General features: G+C 71.8%; 19 protein-coding genes and 3 pseudogenes. 10 read left to right on the top strand and 12 right to left on the bottom strand.

The annotated features are described in order from the left end of the window. Nucleotides 1-2: 2 nt before the first annotated feature. Together kdpF and ACWCPF_RS21485 are read right to left on the bottom strand one after the other, a co-directional pair. Complete coding sequence (gene kdpF / locus ACWCPF_RS21480) at nucleotides 3-92, bottom strand: K(+)-transporting ATPase subunit F (protein WP_451046658.1); 90 nt, start codon at nucleotides 90-92, stop codon at nucleotides 3-5. Between the two features lie 338 nt (nucleotides 93-430). Beyond that, a pseudogene (locus ACWCPF_RS21485) lies at nucleotides 431-1,237 on the bottom strand (amino acid permease); the annotation flags it as partial. 507 nt (nucleotides 1,238-1,744) lie between these two features. Between ACWCPF_RS21485 and ACWCPF_RS21490 the strand changes: the two are divergent. Beyond that, nucleotides 1,745-2,359 (top strand): hypothetical protein, encoded by a 615-nt coding sequence (locus ACWCPF_RS21490; protein WP_451046659.1) that lies wholly within the window; start codon nucleotides 1,745-1,747, stop codon nucleotides 2,357-2,359. On the opposite strand, the pseudogene ACWCPF_RS21495 reads toward ACWCPF_RS21490, so the two are convergent. After that, nucleotides 2,359-2,547, bottom strand: a pseudogene (locus ACWCPF_RS21495) (MerR family transcriptional regulator); the annotation flags it as partial. The gene ACWCPF_RS21490 and the pseudogene ACWCPF_RS21495 overlap by 1 nt on opposite strands. A 75-nt stretch (nucleotides 2,548-2,622) precedes the next feature. Between ACWCPF_RS21495 and ACWCPF_RS21500 the strand changes: the two are divergent. Further along, nucleotides 2,623-3,420 carry a methyltransferase domain-containing protein gene (locus ACWCPF_RS21500; protein WP_451046660.1) on the top strand — a complete coding sequence of 266 codons (798 nt, stop codon included), beginning with the start codon at nucleotides 2,623-2,625 and terminating at the stop codon, nucleotides 3,418-3,420. Here ACWCPF_RS21500 and ACWCPF_RS21505 read toward each other — a convergent pair. Continuing rightward, nucleotides 3,404-3,823 carry an Lrp/AsnC family transcriptional regulator gene (locus tag ACWCPF_RS21505; protein ID WP_451046661.1) on the bottom strand — a complete coding sequence of 140 codons (420 nt, stop codon included), beginning with the start codon at nucleotides 3,821-3,823 and terminating at the stop codon, nucleotides 3,404-3,406. The genes ACWCPF_RS21500 and ACWCPF_RS21505 overlap by 17 nt on opposite strands. A 142-nt stretch (nucleotides 3,824-3,965) precedes the next feature. Here ACWCPF_RS21505 and ACWCPF_RS21510 point away from each other — a divergent pair. Then, a pseudogene (locus ACWCPF_RS21510) lies at nucleotides 3,966-4,061 on the top strand (branched-chain amino acid ABC transporter); the annotation flags it as partial. 66 nt (nucleotides 4,062-4,127) lie between these two features. Here ACWCPF_RS21510 and ACWCPF_RS21515 read toward each other — a convergent pair. Together ACWCPF_RS21515 and ACWCPF_RS21520 are read right to left on the bottom strand one after the other, a co-directional pair. After that, nucleotides 4,128-4,481 (bottom strand): VOC family protein, encoded by a 354-nt coding sequence (locus ACWCPF_RS21515; RefSeq protein ID WP_451046662.1) that lies wholly within the window; start codon nucleotides 4,479-4,481, stop codon nucleotides 4,128-4,130. Between the two features lie 98 nt (nucleotides 4,482-4,579). Continuing rightward, nucleotides 4,580-5,287: a TetR/AcrR family transcriptional regulator gene (locus ACWCPF_RS21520; RefSeq protein ID WP_451046663.1), complete on the bottom strand. Its 708-nt coding sequence runs from the start codon at nucleotides 5,285-5,287 to the stop codon at nucleotides 4,580-4,582. Between the two features lie 126 nt (nucleotides 5,288-5,413). Here ACWCPF_RS21520 and ACWCPF_RS21525 point away from each other — a divergent pair, with 126 nt between their 5' ends. The 3 genes from ACWCPF_RS21525 to ACWCPF_RS21535 all read left to right on the top strand — a co-directional run bounded on the left by ACWCPF_RS21525 (nucleotide 5,414) and on the right by ACWCPF_RS21535 (nucleotide 10,117). After that, the gene (locus ACWCPF_RS21525) at nucleotides 5,414-6,376 is read left to right on the top strand and encodes a zinc-dependent alcohol dehydrogenase family protein (protein WP_451046664.1); all 963 of its coding nucleotides are present in this window, start codon (nucleotides 5,414-5,416) and stop codon (nucleotides 6,374-6,376) included. A gap of 153 nt (nucleotides 6,377-6,529) precedes the next feature. Then, a complete protein-coding gene (locus ACWCPF_RS21530) occupies nucleotides 6,530-9,322 on the top strand; it encodes a helix-turn-helix transcriptional regulator (RefSeq protein ID WP_451046665.1) in 2,793 nt (930 codons plus the stop codon). A 438-nt stretch (nucleotides 9,323-9,760) separates the two neighbouring features. Continuing rightward, nucleotides 9,761-10,117, top strand: coding sequence for an SsgA family sporulation/cell division regulator (locus ACWCPF_RS21535; protein ID WP_451046666.1), 357 nt, complete (start codon nucleotides 9,761-9,763; stop codon nucleotides 10,115-10,117). A gap of 319 nt (nucleotides 10,118-10,436) precedes the next feature. On the opposite strand, the gene ACWCPF_RS21540 is transcribed toward ACWCPF_RS21535, so the two are convergent. From ACWCPF_RS21540 to ACWCPF_RS21555, 4 genes are all read right to left on the bottom strand, one after another. Beyond that, a complete protein-coding gene (locus ACWCPF_RS21540; protein WP_451046667.1) occupies nucleotides 10,437-11,603 on the bottom strand; it encodes an NAD(P)/FAD-dependent oxidoreductase in 1,167 nt (388 codons plus the stop codon). Between the two features lie 36 nt (nucleotides 11,604-11,639). Beyond that, entirely contained in the window at nucleotides 11,640-12,353 is a 714-nt protein-coding gene (locus ACWCPF_RS21545; RefSeq protein WP_451046668.1) for a GntR family transcriptional regulator, read from the bottom strand. A 96-nt stretch (nucleotides 12,354-12,449) separates the two neighbouring features. Then, nucleotides 12,450-13,370, bottom strand: coding sequence for a sugar phosphate isomerase/epimerase family protein (locus ACWCPF_RS21550; protein ID WP_451046669.1), 921 nt, complete (start codon nucleotides 13,368-13,370; stop codon nucleotides 12,450-12,452). Between the two features lie 38 nt (nucleotides 13,371-13,408). Beyond that, nucleotides 13,409-14,554, bottom strand: coding sequence for a Gfo/Idh/MocA family protein (locus ACWCPF_RS21555; RefSeq protein ID WP_451046670.1), 1,146 nt, complete (start codon nucleotides 14,552-14,554; stop codon nucleotides 13,409-13,411). Between the two features lie 401 nt (nucleotides 14,555-14,955). On the opposite strand from ACWCPF_RS21555, the gene ACWCPF_RS21560 reads away from it, so the two are divergent. The 3 genes from ACWCPF_RS21560 (at nucleotide 14,956) to ACWCPF_RS21570 (ending at nucleotide 17,248) form a co-directional block, all read left to right on the top strand. Beyond that, nucleotides 14,956-15,705: an SDR family oxidoreductase gene (locus ACWCPF_RS21560; RefSeq protein ID WP_451046671.1), complete on the top strand. Its 750-nt coding sequence runs from the start codon at nucleotides 14,956-14,958 to the stop codon at nucleotides 15,703-15,705. A gap of 63 nt (nucleotides 15,706-15,768) precedes the next feature. Further along, the gene (locus ACWCPF_RS21565; protein WP_451046672.1) at nucleotides 15,769-16,608 is read left to right on the top strand and encodes a helix-turn-helix transcriptional regulator; all 840 of its coding nucleotides are present in this window, start codon (nucleotides 15,769-15,771) and stop codon (nucleotides 16,606-16,608) included. Between the two features lie 43 nt (nucleotides 16,609-16,651). After that, the gene (locus ACWCPF_RS21570; protein ID WP_451046673.1) at nucleotides 16,652-17,248 is read left to right on the top strand and encodes a TetR/AcrR family transcriptional regulator; all 597 of its coding nucleotides are present in this window, start codon (nucleotides 16,652-16,654) and stop codon (nucleotides 17,246-17,248) included. On the opposite strand, the gene ACWCPF_RS21575 is transcribed toward ACWCPF_RS21570, so the two are convergent. Further along, nucleotides 17,232-17,594 carry a winged helix-turn-helix transcriptional regulator gene (locus tag ACWCPF_RS21575; protein WP_451046674.1) on the bottom strand — a complete coding sequence of 121 codons (363 nt, stop codon included), beginning with the start codon at nucleotides 17,592-17,594 and terminating at the stop codon, nucleotides 17,232-17,234. The genes ACWCPF_RS21570 and ACWCPF_RS21575 overlap by 17 nt on opposite strands. A 130-nt stretch (nucleotides 17,595-17,724) precedes the next feature. Between ACWCPF_RS21575 and ACWCPF_RS21580 the strand changes: the two genes are divergently transcribed. Next, on the top strand, nucleotides 17,725-18,375 hold the full coding sequence (locus ACWCPF_RS21580) for an FMN-dependent NADH-azoreductase (RefSeq protein ID WP_451046675.1): 651 nt from the start codon (nucleotides 17,725-17,727) through the stop codon (nucleotides 18,373-18,375). 36 nt (nucleotides 18,376-18,411) lie between these two features. Here ACWCPF_RS21580 and ACWCPF_RS21585 read toward each other — a convergent pair whose 3' ends face one another. Continuing rightward, nucleotides 18,412-21,930: a S8 family serine peptidase gene (locus tag ACWCPF_RS21585; protein WP_451046676.1), complete on the bottom strand. Its 3,519-nt coding sequence runs from the start codon at nucleotides 21,928-21,930 to the stop codon at nucleotides 18,412-18,414. Nucleotides 21,931-21,957: the final 27 nt, after the last annotated feature.

Consider the following 21,957-nt stretch of genomic DNA (forward strand, 5'->3'; position numbering starts at 1 on the left):
TCTCAGAACCTCTCCGGGAAGACAAGGGCGAGGACGAGATAGCCCAGCAGGGCGACGGCCACGACCAGGCCGATGATGTTCTCGGCGGTCACAGCTTCGTCACCCCCTTGGCGACGAGAGCCACCAACGTGAACACCGCGATCGTGGTGACGACGAAGGCCAGGTCGGCCATCGCGAGCTCCTTGAGAAGGGGTTCGGATCGAACGGACGATTAGAGGAAACCGCCTCCGTGGCCGGATTCGATCGCCGTTGACACCTCCCTTACGGCAATGGGTCCGGCTTTGACGGAACCCATACGGCAACCCCCTCCATCTGCGGGAACGAATCCATTCGTCCGCTGGAAAACGCCGACGGCCCGCCCCTGACAGGGGCGGGCCGCGGTGCGAGGCGGGTGGGACGTGAGAGGCGGCGAGACGCGCAGCCGGACTGGTCAGGAGACGCGGAAGCGCAGGCGGCAGATCACCGCGTCCGTGTCCCTGCGCACCGCGTGCGCGACGACCGCGCCGCGCTGGTTCTGCAGGAGCCTCTGCCAGAGCCGTTCCGGTTCGACCTCGGCGATCAGGACGGTCACCCGGGCATCGGGCTCGGCGGCGGCCGTCTCGCCGACGTAGGCGGCGACCGGGCGGCCCAGGGTGCGGCGCTCGGAGGGGAGCTGGATCAGCGGCACTCCGGGGTCCCACGCGGCCCAGGCGCGCGCCAGCGCATGCGCATGGGCGCGGTCCTCGGGGTCGGGATGGCAGACGGTGACCGCGCGCACCTCGTCGCCGAGGGAGGCGGCGGCGTTCAGCGCCTCACAGGTGAGCCGGGACAGGTTGGACATCGGGACGATCACCACGGAGCGGTCGCGGTGCGGCGGCTCCGGGATGCAGCCGAGGCCGAGGCGCTCGCCGATGCGGGTGTAGGCGCGGTGCACGGCCGTGAAGGCGGCGACCAGCAGCGGCAGGGCGATCACGATCAGCCAGGCGCCGTCGTCGAACTTGGACACGGTGACGACGATCGTCGCCACGCCCGTCAGGACCGCGCCGAAGCCGTTGAGCAGCGCCTTGCCCCGCCATCCCGGCCCGCGTTCGAGCCGCCAGTGCCGGACCATGCCCACCTGGGCGATGGTGAAGCCGATGAAGACGCCGATGGCGAAGAGCGGCACGAGGGTGTTCGTGTCGCCGCCGGAGAACACCAGCAGGCCCGCCGACACGACGGCCAGAGCGAGCACGCCGTGCCGGTGCACCTGCCGGTCGGCCATGCATCCGAGCCGACCGCTGAGTCCGGCCGGCGACCGCCATCGGCGCGGTGGCGCCCGGCTCGCGGTGGGTTGGGCGCTCTCCCTCGGCGCTCTGGCGGTCCTGGTCGACTGGGACGCCGGCACGCTGACCCCGCCTCGCGCCCTGCTGTGGCTCGCCCTGTCCGTGGCGATCTTCGCCGTGCTGTTCCCGCAGCGCGTCACGGCCGGGGACGGCTGGCTGGTGGTACGCGGCCCACTGCGCCGACGCGCCGTGCGGACGGACGCTCTCGTCTCCACCTGTGGCACGAACTCGAGACCGGCGTCCACCGCTCCCTGGACAAGGGCACCCTCGCCCAGGGGGAGGACGTGGTCCGGCGACTGGCCGAACGCATCGACGGCGAGACGGCCCGGGCGGTGCTGCGGGCCTCCGGCCTGTCCTAGGGCCGGTCCGGCGCAGCTGATCCACATGCTGTCGCCGTCGTGCGGGCTTAGCGTTCTGACCATGGGCGTCAGGTGTTGCGCTACATGACCGGGGCCAGGACCGGAGAGCGGCCGGGTGAGGGCGATCCGCTCGGCGAGGCCCTGGCAGCGGCCGTGCACCGTACCGGCGCCCGGTACGGAGGCGTCTATCTGCTGGACCCGGCGGAACCCGTGCTGGGTCTGGTCGCGCTGTGCGGTATGCCGGTCGAGATCTTCATGCCGTGGTGGCGGGCCTCGGTCACCGCCCGCGGCCCCAGCCAGGACGCGATCCGCGACGAGCGGCTCGTCTGGGTGAGTTCCCTGGAGGAGCTGGCCCGCGTCTACCCGCGCGTGGCGGCGGCCGTTCCGTATCCGCTCGCGTTCGCCGTGGCTCCGCTCACCGAGATCCGGCACTGCCGGGGCACGCTGTTGCTGTTGTGGGCTCCGGAGCGTTCCCCCGTGCTCAGCCGCAGTGAGCGCCGGCACATCGCGTCGAGCGCCCGCCGCATCGCCCGCGTGCTGGACGCGGCCGCCTTCCCTCCGGCCATTCCGGACCGGCCGCGGTTCGTCCGCCCCCGGCGCCCGGAGCCGCCCCCGCGGTCCGGGCTCGCGGCCGCCGACCTGGTGGAACGCCTGCCCCTCGGCACGCTCGCCCTCGACCTCGGCGGGCACATCACCTAGCGGATGGCGTCGAGCGAGAGACCTGCCTCCTTGGCCCGCAGGATGACGGCGACGCGGGTGAGGTCGGCGGTGCCGTAACGACGGTGCCCCGCGGCGTCACGCGCCGGGGTGAGCAGCCCCATCGACTCCCAGTGCCGCAGGACGTGCGTGGCCAGACCGAAGCGCTCCGCGAGCGCGCCGATGGTCATCGGTCCACGCTCGCCGCCGAGAGGCACCCGGTGCTCGTTGACTTCATGCCGACATTAAGTCCGAGCATGGCGCCCATGACCAGCGAGACGGAACAGCCGAGCCACCCGGCGAACGCCCTCCTGGCGCGCCTCGACGCCGCCGAACGGCTGCCGGGCGCCGAGCAGTTGAGGGCTCGCTCCTATGACTTGCTCGGCGCCGAACGCGGCGCGACGGTCGTGGACGTCGGCTGCGGCGCCGGACGGGCCGTGGCGGAGCTGACGGGAAGGGGCGTGCGGGCCGTCGGTGTGGACCCGAGCGAGCGGATGATCGCCGTCGCCCGTGGCCGATGGCCCGAGGCGGACTTCCGGATCGCGGGAGCCTACGAACTGCCCCTGCGGGACGCCTCGGTGGACGGCTACCGAGCGGACAAGGTGTTCCACGAACTGGCCGACCCTGAGCGGGCGTTGGCGGAGGCCCGCAGGGTTCTCACGCCCGGAGGGCGGATCCTGCTGGTCGGCCAGGACTGGGACGCCTTCGTCATCGACTCCGACGATCCGGCCCTCACCCGCGCCCTCGTGCACGCCCGCGCCGGCCTGACCGCCGATCCGCGTGCCGCGCGCCGCTACCGCAGCCTGCTGCTGGACGCCGGCTTCGACGACGTCACGGTCGAGGTGCACACGGCCGTGTTCACCGGGCCGGCGATGTCGCCCTGGCTCACCGGTCTGGCCGAAGCGGCCTGTTCCACCGGCGCTGTCACCCGCGAGCAGACGGACAACTGGATCGCGGAGCAGCGCGAGCGGGCCGAGGCCGACCGCCTCTTCCTGGCGCTGCCGATGTTCATGGCGGCGGCGACCGCCGGCGGTCGCCTTCAAGGATTCAGCTCTCCGCTTTGATCTTCTTCATGGTGAGGTGGGATTCGAGGCGCAGGACGGCGGGCAGCCCGCTGAGCTTCTGCGTCTGGAAGACCTCGTAGGCGGCGTGGTCGGCGACGGCCACCCGGACGAAACAGTCGGGGCGGCCGTACATGCGGCGGAACTCGATGACCTCCTCGTAGGAGGCCACGGTCTCCTCGAACTCGGCGACGGTCTTGCGGTCCTGCGCGGAGATCTCGACGTCGACGAGGACTTCGAGGCCGCGACCGAGGGCCTCAGGGCTGATGACGACCCGGTATCCGGCGATGATCCCGGCCGCTTCGAGCCGTTTGACCCGGCGCAGACACGGTGGCGGGGTCAGGCCGACCCACGGAGATACGTTCTGCCGTCGTCGGTGACGCCCGACTTTCCCCCGGTTCGCCACGGCGGGCCGGGGCCTCGCGGATTCCGCCTCCGTGGGGCTGGGCTTCCTGCCGCTCGGGCTCCCCTTCGGGGCGCTGGTCGTCCAGTCCGGGTCTGGACTGGTGGTGGGCGGGCCTGTCCGCCGCGCTCGTCTACGGCGGATCCTCGGTCTGCACCTGTGGCGTCGCAACGCCCTGCTCAGCATCCTCGGCGGCACCGCCGTCCATGTGACCCTGGCCAGCACCGTCTTCGTCGGCTGAGGGCCACCCCCGTCACCACGCCCACGCCCGCGTTCCGAGGCCGCAGGCACCCAAGCGGTCAGGCGGTCAGGCGGGCTGCCACAGCTCGATCCGGTTGCCCTCAGGGTCGGTGACCCAGCCGAATCGGCCGACGCCCGCCATCTCCTGGACGTCCTGGGCCACGTCCGCTCCCGCGGCGCGCAGTTGCGCGAGCATCGCGTCGAGGTCGCGGACCCGGAAGTTGAGCATGGTCTGCTGGGCGCGGGACCCGAAGTAGTCGGTCTCGGACTCGAATGTCGCGAACACCGTCAGCCCGGCTTCCTGACGCCACAGGCCGTGCTCATCGGCGTCCAGGCCCAGGCAGTCGCGATACCACGCGCTCAGGGCCGTCGGGTCGGCCGCCCGCAGGAAATATCCACCGATTCCCACCACACGTTCCATGCATCCATCCTGCCAGGACCGCGATCGGTTCCGACGTGACGCCTCTGTCCGAAACGCGATCGTCGTCCGCTCCGGGCCGACGGGCGTCAGCCACCCTCTCAGCTGCCCTCTCCGACCCGGCTGCCGCCGGTGACCGACGAGGCCGTCGGCTGCGAGGACCGGCCGAGTTCCTGTGGCGCGTGCGGGAACCGCAGGCGTGGAGCCGGCGGCAGCGGTGCACGCGCTCCCGGCTCCTCCCCCGCGCGGAACGCCTCGATCACGTAGGCGGCGAAGCGGCGGGAGGCCGCGAGCCGGTCGGCGTGCGGCGCGTCCCGGACGCCTCGGTGGGCCATGAGCATCAGGACCAGGTCGTCGACGACGAAGCCGGGGCGCAACCAGCCCGTCTCCTTGGCGCGGCGGGCCAGTTCGGCGACCGCGCCCAGCATCCGCTCCCGGTCGGCGGCGGAGTCCATGGCCTCGGGGAAGGCCGTCATGAAGGCGTCGGCGAATTCCCGGCCGGCGGCGTGGAGTTCGCAGATCTGCTCGACCAGGCTCCGGAATCCGTGCCATGGGTCCGCGTCCGCGAGGGCGTCGCGGACGATGCCGCGGCAGGCCCGGCGCTGCGCTGCGAACGTCTCCGCGATCAGGGCCTGTTTGGTCGGGAAATGCCGGTACAGCGTGGCGGGGCCGACGCCCGCGTGCCGGGCGACCTCGCGCATCGGCGCGTTCAGGCCCTCCTCGCCGAACACCGCGCGGGCGGCGTCCAGGATGCGGGCCCGGTTGTCGCGGGCGTCGGAGCGCACGATGTGAGGCAAACGGCCGGTCATGGTTTCTCACTGTAGCCAGCCGGACGGATGCGTTCGTTACGGTCCGATGGCAGTGGGGCCGGGCCTGCTCGCCGTCCAACGCCGTTGCGGCCGTGCCCCGTTCAGCCACCGACCCGAGGAGCCGAGTTGAAAGCCGTCGTGATCAGGACGTTCGGAAATCCCGATGGACTGGAGGTCGTCGACGTGCCGGCGCCCGACCCCGCGCCGGGGCAGCTGCGGATCGCCGTGGAGGCGATCGGGGTGGGCGGCGTGGACGCCGTGATCCGCCGGGGAACGCTCGCCGCGTACGGCTTCCGGGAGGGTCATCTCCTCGGCAGCGAGGTCGCGGGAACCGTCACCGCCGTGGGAGAGGGCGTGGACGCCTCGTGGACCGGGCGGCGGGTGTGGGCGTTCACCGGCCTGTCGGGTGGGTACGCCGAACAGGCCGTCGCCGCGGTCGAGGACGTCCTTCCGCTGCCCGACGGCCTGACCTGCGCAGACGCGGTGACGCTGGGCGGTTCCGGCACGGTCGCCCACTTCGCCCTGGACCATGCCCGCTTCGCGCCCGGCGAGACGGTGCTCGTGCGCGGGGCGGCGGGCAGCATCGGGATCACGGCGGTCCAGCTCGCGGCCGGGCGCGGCGCGGGCGCGGTGGTGGTCACCACGTCGTCCGCGGAGCGCGGCGCCCGGCTGCGGGAGCTGGGCGCGACCCATGTCCTCGACCGCTCCGGCGAGGGCGGCCCGGACGCGCCGTCGGGCTTCGACGTGGTGATCGATGTCGTGGGAGGTCCCCAACTCCCCTTTTTCCTCGACAGATTGAACTCCAACGGACGGTTCGTGGCAGTCGGCGTGGTCGCCGGGCAGCCGCCGGCGGACTTCGGCATGCGGCTGATGGACGCCTTCCTCAAGTCGCTGTCGTTCTCCACCTTCAGCTCCGACACCGTGCCCGGCCCCGAGACGCGGTCCGTGCGCTCTTCCCAGTTCGCCGCCGCCGCACGCGGGGACCTGCGCACGGTCGTGCACGAGGTGCTGCCGCTGGACCGAGCGGCTCTGGCCCACCGGAAGATGGACGCGGGCGAGGTCTTCGGCAGGGTCGTCCTGACCCCATGACGCCATGCCCCCCTGCCCCCTGACCCCTGACCGTCCTCGCGGAGGAAAAAGTGCCGTATATATTCTTTTTACCCCGCGAGGATTCCGGCCACCGCGCCACCGCTGTAGCGTGCGGTGTGACCAGGGGGCCAACCGTGATGAGAGCGGGCAACCGTGGCGAATCCGGAGTACGGCTCGGGACACGGGGACAAGGCCCGTCTGCTCGGACGGCAGCCCGAGTGCGCCCTCCTGGACGAGGTACTCGACGCCGTCCGCACCGGAGAGAGCCGAGCGCTCGTGATCCACGGACCGCCCGGCGTCGGAAAGTCGGCGCTGCTCGGCCATCTGACGGATGCGGCTGCCGACCTGCTCGTGGTGCGTGCGATCGGCATCGAGTCCGAGATGGAACTCGCGTTCGCCACCCTGCACCAGTTGTGCGGCCCGCTGCTCGACCGGCTGTGGAACCTTCCCGCGCCGCAGTGCACCGCACTCGAAACTGTGTTCGGAATCAGAGCGGGGCCCCCACCCGACCGTTTCCTGGTCGGCATGGCGGTGCTCGGTCTGTTGTCGGACGCTTCGGAGAAGCGCCCGCTGCTCTGCCTGGTGGATGACGCGCAGTGGATGGACCAGGCCTCGGCGCAAGTGCTGGGTTTCGTGGCGCGGCGGCTGCTGGCCGAGTCGATCGGCCTCGTCTTCGGCGCCCGCGAACGGGCTCCGGACCTGCTCGGGCTGGCGGAGCTGGAGGTCACCGGGCTGGCGGACGCCGCCGCACGCACCCTGCTCGACTCGGTCACGCCCGCCCGGCTCGACCAGGACATCCGCGGCCGGCTCGTCGCGGAGACCAGAGGCAATCCCCTCGCCCTGCTGGAACTGCCTCGCGGGTTGACCGTCACCCAGCTGGCGGGCGGCTTCGGCCTGCTGAACGCCGACACGCTGCCCAACCTGATCGAGCAGAGCTTCCTGCGCAGGATCGAGGAGCTGTCCGATCGGACCCGGCTGCTCCTGCTGATCGCCGCCGCCGAGCCGGTCGGCGATCCGGTCCTGGTGTGGCGTGCGGCCGAACGGCTCGGGATGACGCCGGAGACGGCCCTGGCCGAGGGCACGGACGGGCTGCTGTCGTTCGATGTGCGCGTGACGTTCCGGCACCCGCTCGTGCGGTCGGCCGTGTACCGGTCGGCGACCGAGGCCGATCGCCGGGCGGCACACCTGGCCCTGGCGGAGGCGACCGACCCGTACGTCGACCCGGACCGGCGTGCCTGGCATCTCGCGTCCGCCACCGCCGGCCCCGACGAGTCCGTGGCCGCCGAGCTCGAACGCTCCGCCGACCGTGCGCAGGCGCGCGGCGGGCTGGCCGCCGCGGCCGCGTTCCTCCAGCGATCCGTGACCCTGACCGTGGACGCCTCGCGGCGCGCCGAGCGGGCGGTGGGGGCCGCGGACGCCAGCCTCCAAGCCGGCGACCTCGACGCGGCCCGCCGCTTCGTCGCCGTCGCGGACCACAACGCCCGCAGCGAGTTCCAACGCGTTCGAGCGCAGCTGGTGCGGAGCGAGATCACATTCGCGGCCGGCCTCGGCCGTGAGGCGCCGCCGCTGCTGCTGACGGCCGCGCGGCGCCTGGAGTCCTTCGACATGGGTCTGGCGCGCGAGACCTACCTGATCGCGTGGGGCACCTCGGCGCTGGTCGCCGCGGACGCCGACGGCCTCCTGGCGATCTCCCGGGCGATGGGTGCGCTTCCGGCGGCGACGGAGCCTCCCGGCGCGCTCGATCTCGTGATCGCGGGCTGCGCCCGGCTCGTCACGGACGGGCGGGCCGCCGCCGTCCCCGTGCTGCGGCGGGCAGCGACCGCGCTCGCGGATCTTCCGGCGCACGACCTCCTCAAGTGGGGCTGGGTGGCCAACGGCGTGAGTGCGGCGGTCTGGGACGACGCCGCCATGCGCGTGCTGTACGGCCGGGGGGTGGAGGTGACACGCGCGGCGGGCGCGCTGACCGAACTCCCGGTCCATCTCGCGTCGTTGGGCATGGCGACCGCCTGGACCGGCGACTTCGTCGCCGCGGCGGCGATCGTCGACGAGGCGGACGTCGTCGCCGCGGCGACCGGCGTCACCCTGGCCCCGCACGTCAGGCTCCGTCTCAGCGCGCTGCGGGGCCGCACGGCCGACGCCGAGGCGCTCATCGCCGCCACGATCGAGGACGCCGGGGCGAGCGGTCAGCTGATGGGCGTCACGATCGCCCACTGGGCGGCCGCGGTCCTCTACAACGGTCTTGCCCGCTACGAGCAGGCGATGCCGGCCGCCGAGGTCAGTGCCGGGATCGCCGAGCTGTGGGTCTCGGTCTGGGTGCTGCCCGAACTGGTCGAGGCGGCGGCGCGCACCGGTGAGGCGGAGGTCGCCGCCGCCGCACTCGCGCGGCTCGCGGACGCGGCGGAGCCGTGCGACACCGACTGGGCGCAGGGAATCCTGGCCCGCTGCCGGGCCCTGCTGAGCGAGGGAGCGTCCGCGGACCGCCTCTACCGGCGGGCGATCGAGCGGCTGGGCCGGACCCGGCTGCGTCCCGAACTCGCGCGTGCGCATCTGCTGTACGGCGAATGGCTGCGCCGGGAGCGGCGGCGCGTCGAGGCGCGGGGTCAGCTGCGCACCGCCTTCGAGATGTTCGCGTCGATCGGGATGGAGGCGTTCGCCGAGCGGGCCCGTCGTGAGCTGCTCGCCACCGGGGAGTCCCTGCGCAGAAACAGGCCGGGGGACTCGCCGGGCGACGAGCTGACACCGCAGGAGCAGCAGATCGCGCTGCTCGTGCGGGACGGCTTCTCCAACCCGGAGGTCGGGTCCCGGCTGTTCCTGAGCCCGCGGACCGTCGAATGGCACCTGCGCAAGATCTTCTCCAAGCTGTCGATCACCTCCCGCAGACAGCTCCGCGACGCCCTGCCCCGCGGCGCGTACGAACCCGCGCCGGAGCAGGGACTCGGCGGATGACCTGCCGGCCGCGTTCACCGCGGCCGGCACCCGAGCAGGATCGGACGGCGGGGCGGCTGCTCGCGCCCGCACATGGGTGGGCCTGGGCCTCAGACGCCCCCAGCGTCTCAATTCGGGGCGCTTCCCCTACCGGCCGGATCATCAAGAACGCGTAAGGACTCGGCGGGCCCGCCCCTGGGCAAGGGGTTCCCCCGGGGGTGACCCCCGGGGATGGCCACGTAGGTGACCCAGGGGTGGGCCAGGGACTTCCACAGGTGCGAGAGCCGCCGGCCCAGGTGCAGGCTGGTTTCGCAAGTCCGGGTGTGCAAGCGCAGGCCCTGCCGACCCGATTCCGTGGTGATGGCGATGAGACGTCCTGGCGATCAGGCTCCTGTGGTGTTCAGAACACTTGCCCGATTCCTTCTCTCCGACGATGCGGCCCAACCGGTGGCCGTCGACATGATCTATGCCAGCTCGGACCCCTATGCCGTGTCCATGACCTTTCATGTGTGCGCCGAGCTGTCCGTCGAGTGGGTGTTCGCCCGGGACCTCCTCCTCGCCGGTCGACACCGGCTCGCGGGCGATGGCGACGTCCAGGTGTGGCCCGCGCGGCGCACCGCCGTCAGCGAGGTCTGCATCGGTCTGCGTCCCGGTGCCGAGGCGGAGCCGGTCGTCCTGGCCACGTCGGCGCGGGCGCTCGACGTGTTCCTGCGCCGGACTCTCGACCAGGTGCCGACCGGAGCCGAGACGGAGCACATGCATCTCGACGATCTGGCCGACCACCTGCTCGACAGGCCCGATGAACCGCACCGTTAGTCCGACGCTGCGGCCCACGACAGGAGTGATCCCATGGCTGGTGCCGGTTGGTTCATCGAAGACGCCGCGATCGACGAAGTCGCGCTGACGCTGCTGGGCGCCGCAGCCCTGACCGGCGAGAGCCCGGAGGATCTCGTGGCCAGGCTGTCGGACGCGGACCTGGCCTCCCTGTACCGGAACTGCTCCCACGAGATGTGCGCGACGTGTCATACGAGCCGGGCTCGGCCGCCCTTCGCCGTCGGCGTCGGCGTCGGCGTCGGCGTCAGGAAGGCGCGGATCAGCTCGACGGCCTTCGTCGAGGCGCGGGCGCGTACGTCGGCTACTGCTCGCCCAGGCCGGTGGCGTGTTGATCCACCTCGATGGCCGAGCGTCCTGCGCCCGCGAATCGGGTGGGCCGGAAGGCCCGGAGGAGGTCCTGTTCCCGATCGGTGGTGATCTCGGTCGCGACCAGGCGTCCCAGGATCGGCGCCAGGGTGACCCCGCTGTGCGAGACGAGGCAGTAGACGCGGGAGTGCGCGGAGGCATAGCCGGCGATGGTGTGGCCGTCCGCGGGCAGTGACCGCAGGCCGACGCGCAGGTCGATCCTCGGTGCCCGGCTCGGGTCGGGCAGCAGCGCGGCGAACCGCCGAGCGAGGGTGCCGGCGATGGCCCCGTCCGCGGACGGGGGGTCTTCGGGATCGACGTCGGCGTTCAGGTCGAGCGCCTGTAAGACGACGTGGCCGTCGGCCGCCGGGCGCAGATTGAGGCCGGGGCTGTGGATCACGCAGCGCAGGTCGAGTTCCGGTGCGCTCGCGTACCCGAGCAGACCGACGGTCTGCGCTCCGCGCCCGGCATCCGTCACCATCGGAACATCGATCCCGGCCCGTGCAGCGAGCCGTTCGGTCCAGCGGCCTGCCGCCAGGACGACTCGATCGCCGCGGTGGACCTCGCCTCCGGCCAGGGTGACGGTCACTCCGTCAGGTCTGTCGTCGACGGCCACGACCTCGCCGATCGCGCACACGGCTCCGTGCCGCTCGGCGTCCGCCAGCACATCGCCCACAAAGCGGGCCGGCAGCACGTATCCCTCGCTCGGGAAGTGCGCGATGGAGGTGATGGTCGCCGGGATCCGTAGGTCGCCCGCGATCCCTGTCGCCTCGTCGGGCGTGATCCAGCGTGCGGGGTAGTCCAGGGCCTGAAGTCGTCGCACGTTGTCGGCGAGCCACTGCTCGCGTGCGGCGTCCGCCCATTGCAGCGCCCCGCTGGGGAAGTACGACGGCGCGCCGCGCAGTCGCTCGGCGAGTCCGGCGTGCTCCGCCATCCCCGCGAGGTTCAGCCGGTGGTAGTCCGGGTCGGGCTTCCGGCTGGAGTTGATCCAGGCGAAGGTGGTCGCGGACGTGCCGGCGCCGGCTCCCGACCGGTCGAGCAGGAGAACGTCCTCGCCGACGAGGGCGAGTTGCCTCGCGACGCTCACGCCCAGTACGCCGGCGCCGATGATGATGACCTTCATGGTGTGCGCACTTCCTTTCCGGCAGCGACACGCTGCTCAGACGACCGGGACGGGCAGCTCCAGGAAGAACTCGGCGGTTCCGGGACGGACGACGGTCGTGACCACCTCGACGGTGCTTCCGTCGTCGGCACGCAACTCCCTGCGCCGCATCAGCGCGGGCGTCCCGATCTCGCTGTGCAGCAGGGCGGCGTCGTGCTCGTCGAGGCACACCGGGTCGAGGTAGACCCGGATCGCGTCGACGGCCACGCCTGCGCGCTGGAGATAGGGGAGGGTGACGAGGTCTTCGAGGTTCTCGTTCAGCAGTTCGGGGGCGACCGCGAAGAGGACGACGTGCCGCTCGACGGACTGCGGCTCCTCGCGTACATCGAGCTTGCGGCGGACCAGTTCCACCACGGCCGTGTCGGCCGGGGCGCCGGGGAGCGTCAGGACCGCGTCGGCGGCCCGGACGATCCGCGCGGACACGACTTCGTGTCGGCCCGGTACGCCCTTCGCGGCTGTCGCGGGCGTGACGAAGTTCAGCAGATTGATCTGCCGTGTCACGTCCGCGACAAAGGTGCCGTGCCGCCGCCGACGGATCGCCAGTCCCGACTCCGCCAGGTCGTTGAGGACCCGTTGGGCCGTGGCACGGCTGACGCCGTACCGGGTCGAGAGCTCCTTCTCGGTCGGCAGCCGCGCGCCACGGGGCAGTTCCCCGGCCCGGATCCTCGCCTCTAGCTCTCGCCTGATCTGTACGTAGAGCGGCACGGTCATCATTAGACCGTACAATCACTCAATTGACCGGTCAATAGGGTCCGGTGCCATACGGTTCGATGAATCGCCCGCGTTCCACGGGAAGTTGATGAGGCGTCAGGCGACGATCAACGGCCGCAGCGTCCGGTGGGCTATCTCCAGGCCGGTCTTGATCCGCGCCTCGTCGCCGCTCCACACCGGGTCCTCGTGCTCGACGGAGAGGGTTCCGGTGAAGCCGTTCTCGTAGAGGGCGTCGACGACCGCGTTCCAGTCGACCTGGCCGCGGCCCGGGACGCGGTAGCGCCACCAGCCGGTGTCCCACGGGTCCTCGCGGCCCGCCGCCTTGCCGAAGAAGCCGTAGCGGTCGACCCTGCCGGGCAGGATCTGCAGATCCTTGGCCTGGGCGTGCACGATGCGGTCGGCGTACGGCGCGATGGTCGCGACCGGGTCGATGCCGATCCAGGTCAGATGCGACGGGTCCCAGTTGAGGTACAGCCCGAGCGAGAACATCCACTCCCACAGCTCGGGCGAGTAGGCGAGGTTGCCCGGGTAGCCGTCGGGGTGCCAGCCCTCCATCACGCAGTTCTCGATGATGAGACGTACGTCCCGCTCCCCCGCGTACTCGACGAGTTCGGGGAAGACCTTCTCGGCCTCCTCCAGGTTGGCCGCCACCGGCCGGGTCCAGTCCCGGCCGACGAAGGTGCCCACGTACGGGACTCGCAGCAGCGCCGCCGCGTCGACGACCGCCTTGAGGTGGGCGTGGATCTCCGCGCGCCGGACGGGGTCGGGGTGCAGGTTGTTCTCGTAGTAGGCGAGGGCCGAGGCGTCGAGGCCGTGGCGTGCCAGCAGGGCGCGCGTCCCGTCCGCCGCACGGCTGTCGAAGCCGGCCACGGGGAGGTGGGCGGCTTCGAAGTCGCGACCGCCGGTCTCCGGCCAGGCGGCGATCTCCAGTGCCTGGTATCCGGCGTCGCCCGCCCAGGCGGCGATGTCGGCGAGCGGGAGTCCGGGCAGACACGCGGTGAGCATGCCGAGTTTCATGGGGTGGTCTCCAGGGCTGCGGGTTTCGTGCGGTGGTCTCAGAGCGCTACGGGGACGGCTTCGGCGGCGACGTCGGTCCAGGCGAGCGACGCGGAGGAGCTGAGCACGGCCTCGACGATCCGGGCCGAGCGGACACCGTCGGCACCGGTCGGCAGTCCTTCGGGCACCGCGCCGCGGACGGCCGCGTAGGTGTCGGCGACGAAGGACGTGAAGCAGTCGGCGTACCCCTGGGCGTGGCCGGCGGGCAGCCGGGAGAGACGGCGCTGTTCGGCCGAGCCGTGGTTGGGATCGCGGACCAGCACGCGCGCCCCGTCCGGTGCGCCGAGCCAGGCGGTCTCCGGGTTCTCCTGGTCGAAGACGGCGCTGGCGGCCGCGCCGTCGAGCTCGAACCACAGCCGGTTCTTGCGGCCGGCCGACATCTGGGACACCGTCAGGCTGGCGAGGACGCCGTCGCCGGTGCGCAGCAGCACGGTCGCCACGTCCTCGGTGCGCACCTCGGCCCGCGGGCCGCCGGTGGTGGCCGTGAAGCTGGGGCCGGTGCCGGTGGGGCGGGTGGGGACGGTGGTGCCCAGCCGTGCGGTCACTTCGGTGAAGCGGACGCCGGCGACCCACTCGACGAGGTCGCACCAGTGCGAGCCGATGTCCGCGAACGCCCGCGAGGGTCCGCCGTGGGCCGGGTCGACCCGCCAGGACATGGCGTCCTCGGCAAGCATCCAGTCCTGGAGGTAACTGCCGTGCAGCAGTTGCCAGGCGCCGAACTCGCCGCGCAGTCGGCGGTCCCGGATCTCGCGGACCAGCGGGTGGTAGCGGTAGACGAAGGGAACGGCGAGCACGAGTCCGGACTCCTCGGCCAGCCGCGTGAGTCGTTCGGCCTCGGCGGCCGACGTGGCCAGCGGCTTCTCGCAGACGACGTGCTTGCCCGCGGCCAGAGCGGCCTCCGCCTGCCGCACATGCAGGGCGTTGGGGGTGCACACGTGCACGACGGAGACGGAGTCGTCGTCGAGCACGGCGTCCAGGTCCGGGTAGCGGCCGGGGACCCGCCACTCCTCGGCGGTCCGCGCGCCACGCTCCGGGGTGGAGGCGACCACCCCGGCGAGCTCGCCGCCCGCGGCGCGGATCGCGGCGGCGTGCACGGCGCCGATCATGCCCGCCCCGACGACCACCGACCGCATCACGTCACTCACCGTCGCACCTCCGTTGTCCGGCACCGCATGTTCCGGCATCCCAGGTTCGGCATCCCATGTCCGGGATCCGGCCGTGGCCTGAATGCCGCGTCGCGCATCACCATCGTTTAGTTCGCACGACAAGCACAAGAGGAGCCATTTAATTTTCTTCGAGGTCTAAAATCGGCCCAATTCACGGCGTCATATCCGCTTAGGTCCCGATCCCTGCACCCGACGGCCCGCGCCCTCCGCGCCGAAGAAACGTCGGCATTACGTTTGCGGAAATACATAAAGGCCCCGACACAGGGACCGCCGATCCATGGACAAACCTTCCTCTCCCGCCCCCGCGCAGGCGCTCCTACGGTCGGGACTGCGGGCGCTCACCGGCCCGCCGTAGCGCGGGAACGAAGGAGACAGACCCCATGAAGATGACCGGCAACACGATCCTGATCACCGGCGGCACCTCGGGCATCGGCCGCGGACTCGCCGTGCGCCTGCACGAGGCCGGCAACAAGGTGATCGTCGCCGGCCGGCGCAAAGAGCTCCTCGACGAGATCACGGCCGAGCACCCGGGCATCGACGCGCTCGTCCTCGACGTCACCGACCCCGGCTCGATCGCCCGCGGCCGTGCGACCGTGGCGGCGAGCTACCCCGAGCTGAACGTGCTGGTCAACAACGCCGGCATCATGCTGCGGGAGAACCTGCTCGACCCGGCCGAGCTGCCGATCGCCGAGGACCACGTCACGGTCAACCTGCTCGGCACGATCCGCGTGACGTACGCAGTCCTCCCCCTGCTCATCGGCAAGGACGGCGCGGCCGTCATGAACATCACCTCCGCGCTGGCGTTCGTCCCGCTGCCGAGCACCCCCACCTACAACGCGACCAAGGCCGCCCTGCACTCCTTCTCCGAGAGCCTGCGCGTCCAGCTCGCGCGGGCCGACGCCGGCGTCCAGGTCATCGAGGTGGCTCCGCCCGGCGTGCGCACGACCCTGCTCGGCCAGCAGGACGACCCGAATTCCATGCCGCTGGACGAATTCCTCGACGAAACCCTCGGAATGCTGCGCGACCGGCCCGACGCCAGGGAACTCGTCGTCGAGCGCGCCAGGTTCGTCCGCGAGGCGGAGGCGAACGGCGCCTACGACCAGGTCCTCGCGATGCTCAGCGGCGTCTGAACCCGCTCATCCAGGGATCGGCGGTCTCTGGATAGCCGGGTGGGACGCGGCGAGAATGGGGGCATGGACAAGAAGGAACTGGCGGCATTCCTGCGCCATCGGCGCGAGACGTTGCGCCCCCGCGACGTCGGGCTGGTCGAGGGCCCGCGCAGGCGCACCCAGGGGCTGCGCCGCGAGGAGGTCGCACAGCTCGCCGGCATGTCCACCGACTACTACGCCCGCCTCGAACAGCAGCGTGCCCCGCAGCCCTCCCTCCAGATCACGACGGCCCTCGCCCGGGCGCTGCGGCTGACCGAGGACGAACGCGACCACCTCTTCGTCCTCATCGGCCACAGCGCCCCGACCCGCCTCCAGCGCTCCGAGCACGTCAGCCCGACCCTGATGCGGGTCCTGGACCGCCTGGACGACTCGCCGGCCCTCGTGCTGACCGACATGGCCGACACCCTCGCGATGAACCCGCTGGCCGTCGCCCTGCTGGGTGACCAGACCCGGCACACCGGCCTGGCCCGCAGCGCCTACTACCGCTGGTTCATGGACCCGGCCGAACGCCTGGTCTACCCCGAGGAAGACCACGATCATCACAGTCGCACCCAGGCAGCCCGTCTGCGCGTCGCGCTGTCGGCCGGCAGCGACACCCGCAGAGCCGCCCTCATCCTCGCCGAACTCCGGGAGCACAGCCCCGAGTTCGTCCGTGCGTGGGCGCTCCAGGAGGTCGCCCAGCGCTATGACGAGAGGAAGACCATCGTCCACCCCGAGCTCGGCCGTATCGACGTCGACGGCCAGGTCCTCTTCACCGACAACCGGGCCCAGACCCTCGTGGTGCTGACCACCCGCCCCGGCACGGAGAGCCACAGCAAGCTGGAGCTCCTCTCGGTCATAGGGCACCAGCAGCTCACTCCGTGACGCCGACCGCCACGCCGAGCCATGAAACGGCAGGAACACTCTGATGGATCCGTCGGACGGCACGGTCGACGAACGGGCCGACGCCGCCCGCAACCGTGCCCGGCTGCTGGAGGCAGCCTCCGCGCTGGTCGCCGAGCGTGGCGCCGCGCACGTGACGATGCACGAGGTCGCCGAGGCGGCCGGCGTGGGGAAGGGCACGCTGTTCCGCCGGTTCGGCGACCGCGACGGGCTGCTGCTCGCCCTCCTCGGTGCGGCGGAGGCCGAGTTCCGGGCGGCCTGCACCGAGGGTCCCCCGCCGTTGGGCCCGGGAGCACCCGCGCGGGACCGGCTGGAGGCGTTCGGCTGTGCGCTGATCGGGCGCATCGCCGCAGACGCGGACCTGGGCGCCGCGCTGGGCCGCCAGGTGCCGCACAACCGCCGCCACGCCTCCGACCCCGGCCGCGCGTTCCACCGGCATGTCTCCACTCTCCTGCGGGAGACCGGAGTCGACGGGGACCACGACATGCTCGCCCACGCCCTGCTCGCCTTCGCGAACTTCGAGACGACGGACTACCTGCACTCCGGATGCGGGGTCCCCGTCGAACGCCTCCAGGCCACCTGGGTGGACCTGGTGCGGCGGTTGCTCAGCCGGCCGTCGTAGCCGCGCAGCGGTCCGCCGCCGGGAGGTGCTTCTCCGCCCAGGCGGCCAGTTGTTTGAGAGCCGGTTCCAGCGCCCTGCCGGCTTCCGTCAGGCGGTACGAGACGCGCAGCGGCGGCCCCTCGTCCACCTCGCGCACGACCAGCCCTGCCGCGCCCAGCTCGGTCAGCCGGTCCGAGAGCATGCGCTCGCTGATGCCCGGGATGGCGCGGTGCAGGTCGGCGAAGTAGAGCGGGCGCTCCATCAGGACGGCCACGACCAGGCCGGTCCAACGCTTTCCGAGCAGCGCGAAGACGCGCGTGATCGTGCCGTCGACCGTCTTGCAGGGGTGTGTGACCGGTTCCGTCATACCTGAAGTCTACTGCGAGACAGGTCGCAGGTGAGAAAAAGTAAGCCCCTGTGTTATCAATAGGAGCAGATGAAATGACAGCTCGCCGTTCCTGGCGTCCCTGTCGCCTACGCTTCTTTGGAGACCCCTCATGGCAACGCTGCTGCACCTGGACACCGCCCTGTGGCCGGAGCAGAACTCCGCCTCCCGCGCGGTCACCGCCGCCTTCCGTCAGGCATGGGAGGCGCAGCACCCCGAAGGCACGGTGATCTACCGGGACCTCAATGCCGATCCGGTGCCCCACCTGAACGCGCTCACCGCCTCCGCGGGCTTCAGCGCCCCCGCCGACCACACGCCGGAGCAGGCGGCCGCCTTCGCCGAGCAGCTCAAGCTGATCGAGGAGCTGGAGAGCGCGGACACCGTGCTCATCGGCGCCCCGATGTACAACTTCACGATTCCGTCCACGCTGAAGGCCTGGATCGACCACGTGATACTCGGGGGCCGCACCACGCGCGTCGAGGACTCCGCGGTCAAGGGCACCCCGGTGTACATCGTGGCGAGCCGCGGCGGTTCCTACGCCCCCGGCACTCCCCGCGAGTCCTTCGAGTACGCGCAGAACTACCTGGAGGCGGTACTCACCGAGATGCTGGGCCTGAAGGTCGACTTCATCGTCCCCGAGCTCACGCTGGCGCGCTCCAACCCGGCGATGGCCGAGCTGATCCCGCTGGCCGACGCGTCCAAGGCCAAGGCGCTCGTGGAAGCGGCCGACAAGGGCAAGGAAGCCGCTCTCAAGGCTTCCTGACCCTTGCGACCGTGACACCCCGGGGCCGTCGGTGGGTCAGCCGATGCGGTACGCCCGGGTGATCGTCTCGCTGAAGGTGTTGCCCGAGTGGTCCGTACCGGCGGCGCGCAGGGACGCCCAGCCGCTCGTGGCGGAGGCCGCGGGGTGGGTCAGCACGGCCCGCCCTGCGGTGCCCTTGACCCGCGTGGGGACGGTCGTCCAGGTCGCGCCGTCGTCGTACGACACCTCGACCTTCACCGTGTCGAGGCCCCGGTGGCGGCGCGGCCCCTGCTGCTGCACCACGAAGGGGATCGTGAACTCCGTGTCCGCCGGGGCGATGCCGTTCTGGTCGGTCGGCGGCTGGAAGCGCAGCACGGTCAGTGCCAGCGGGGCGGTCGCGTCGGCGCCCGCCGACCGGAACGTCCAGCTGGCCTCGATGCGCTGGGAGCGCTGGCCGTGCCAGCTGGTGCTGCGGGTCCCGGTGACGTCGAGCCGGTAGTCGGCCGCTTCGGCGGGCACGGTCCAGAAGTTGTCGAAGTTGTCGAAGTTCTCCTCGTCCTCCCAGGGGCTGTCCAGCTTGCCGACCTCGGTCCCGTCCCGGTAGAGGGTTGCCTCGGCCCGGCTGAACGCGCGGTTGTTGTAGTTGTAGTGGCTCGGGTCGGAGTCCCCCCACAGCGCGAGCGCCGGGGCGATCCGGTTCCCCGTACGGCTCAGGAACTGCCCGTTCGCGGCCAGCGCCGGACCGACCACCGGGTAGTTCCATGTCTCCTTCGTGACGCTGCCCGGCCGGTAGGTCCGCGGGTTGGACTGCTGTCGTCCGAGCGCGTGGTAGGAGGAGCCGTCCGGGGTCATGTACTCCCCCATGAACCCGGTCCAGGTGACATCCGGGTCCGCGCTGTAGTACTCCACCCGCTCGGCGGGGATCGGCACGTTGCGCGTCACCGAGAAGAGATGGGTCTGGCCGCCCGTGTAGCCGAGGATGACCCGGGCCGCTCCGGCGAGCTGACCGGCACGTTTGCCGTACGAGGCGTTCACCTTGGCCAGCCGGTGGAGCGGGATGTCGTAGGCGAGGCGGCTGGGGACGCCGCGCTTCGTCTCCTCCACCAGTGCGTAGACCGGACCCGCGATCAGCGCGTCGACCTCCGCCGGGGCCGCCATGATGGAGCGGTAGACGAAGCGGTAGGAACTGTCCCGGTCCGCGGCCGGGGTCGGTACGGCGGACAGGCGGGTCGTCGAGTAGTACGGGGCCATGACGCCGAGGCTCGACAGTTCCCGGTGGCCGGTGGAGTCGACGGAGGTGTGCTGGGCGTCGTACTCCCGGAACCAGGGCGCGGCCGTGTCGTCCGGCACGCCGATGTCCACCGGCTTGCTCTTGCGGGCGTCGAACTCGATCGTGGTGTTCCGGTCGAGCGTGATCGCCGGCCGGCTCTCCAGGGTGAGGTCGGTGGACCGCCTCGTCACCGGGTCCACGGTGTTGGTGAGGGCGGTGAGACCGTACCTGCCCTTGGGCAGCCTGAGGTGGGCCCCGGGCGTGACCGTGTTGATCCGCCCGAAGGACGAGGCGCTGGTCCGGTCGAGGGGGTCGACGGCGATCACGGACGTGTAGGGCGTCAGCGGTGTGCTGCCGTTGAGGTCGAGGGCGGTGAGGTCGAGGTCGTAGGTCTCCTCCTCGAACTTGGCCGTGACCGTGGTCTGGACGCGGGTGGAGCCGTCGGCGCTCGCCGCCACCAGCCGCCAGGCGTACGAGGCTCCGGTCGCCGGGATGCCGGTGGCCGGGTCGATCGTCACGTCGACGGTGGACTCGCCGCCCGCCGGGACGGTGACCTCGCCGGCGGACAGGCGCAGGGTGTCCGTGGGGGGAGTCGTTCCGGCCGCCGCCGACGGGGTGATCGTCAGGGTGACCGGGGTGTCGGCGTCGTTGCGGTAGGTGACCGTCTTCGTCGTGGCCGGGGCCGCGGTGTGCGGCCAGGTGAACAGCCCCGCGTTCAGGCCGGACGGAGACGCGGTCACCGTCCTGCTGGTCGCCCTGGCCACGTCGATGAGACCGCTGCCCTGGACGTGGACGCTCTGGTCCGGCTGCGGACTCGCCGCGGACTTGATCCCGTCCTTGAGGCGCTCGGCGCTCCAGTCCGGGTGCGCCTGGGCGAGCAGGGCCACGGCGCCCGCCGCCGCCGGTGTCGCCATCGAAGTGCCCGACAGCGCCGTGTAGTTGTCGTCGACGGGGCCCTGCGGGCCCGCGGGGTCGATGTCGCCGATCGAGGTGCCCTTGGCACGGGCCGAGATCACGGCCACGCCGGGGGCGGTGACGTCCGGCTTGACGGCACCGTCCCCGAGGCGCGGACCGCGGCTGGAGAACGACGCGAGCGCGCCCGTGGAGTCCACCGCGCCGACGGTGAGAGCGGCGTCGGCGGCGGCCGGCGCCCCGATGGTGGTGGTACCGGGGCCGGAGTTGCCCGCGGCGACCACGAACAGCGAATCCCCTTGCGCCGACAGGGTGTTCACCGCCTGGGACAACGGGTCCGTGCCGTTGCTCGGCAGCCGGGAACCAAGGCTCATGTTGACGACGTCGGCGCCCTGCGCCACCGCCCACTCCATGCCCTCGATGATGTCGGAGCTGAAGCCCGAGCCGCCGGCGTCCATGACCTTGCCGATCAGGAGGTCGGCGCCGGGCGCCACCCCTTCGTACCGGCCTCCCGAAGCGGCTCCGCTCCCGGCGACGATGCCGGCCACATGGGTGCCGTGGCCGTTGTCGTCCTCGGCGTTGTCGGTGCCGTTGATCAGGTTCCGTTCCGCTGTCACCCGGCCCTGAAGATCGGGGTGGGCGTGGGCCCAGCCGGTGTCCAGGACGGCGACCTTGACGCCCTCGCCGGTATATCCGGCCGCGCGGGCCGCCGGGACGCCGATCTGGGCGTTGCCGACGTCGTCGCGGGTCTCGACTGGCGCGTCGAGCCAGACCTTGGACAGCCCGGACTCCAGCTTCGCCGCTTGGGCGGTTCCCGACTCGCGGACGATGTCCGCCCAGAACTCGCCCGCCTCGTCGTGCCGTTCCGCGACCGCGGTCGCTCCGATGCTCCGCAGCGTCTTTCCGACGTCCGCGCCGTCGGCCTGCGCGAGCGCCGAGGGAGTACGGTCCCCGGTGTGCTCGACGATCAGCGGCAGCGCGTCGAGTCCGGCATTGTCGTACCCGACCCGGGTGAGGGCGGTGATGTCGAACAGCCGGGCGTCCAGGGTGCCACCGGCCACCAGGCCCACCGCGTCCGACGGGATGACGCTGAACTCGCCCGCGTCCTCCCGCTGGTAGAAGACGATGTCCGAACGGCCCTCGCCGGCCTCCACCTCCACCGAGCGCCGGCCGCCGCCGAGTTCGGTGACCTCGACGACGTCGCCGGTGATCAAGGTGACCGACTTCTGTCCGTCGGTCGTCTCCGGCACGGTGTCCGAGGCGCCGGCGGGGGGTGCGGCGGCGAGGACCGCGGCGGTCAGGGTGGCGGCCAGGACGGAGGCGGTGAGGGCGAAGGCCGGGCGGCGGGATCTGGGGCGCCGGCCGGGGCGGGGATGGGGGGTGGGGGGTATCAAGATGTTCCTTTCCGAGTGCCGAAGGTG

The organism is Streptomyces sp. NPDC001858 (assembly GCF_053594615.1).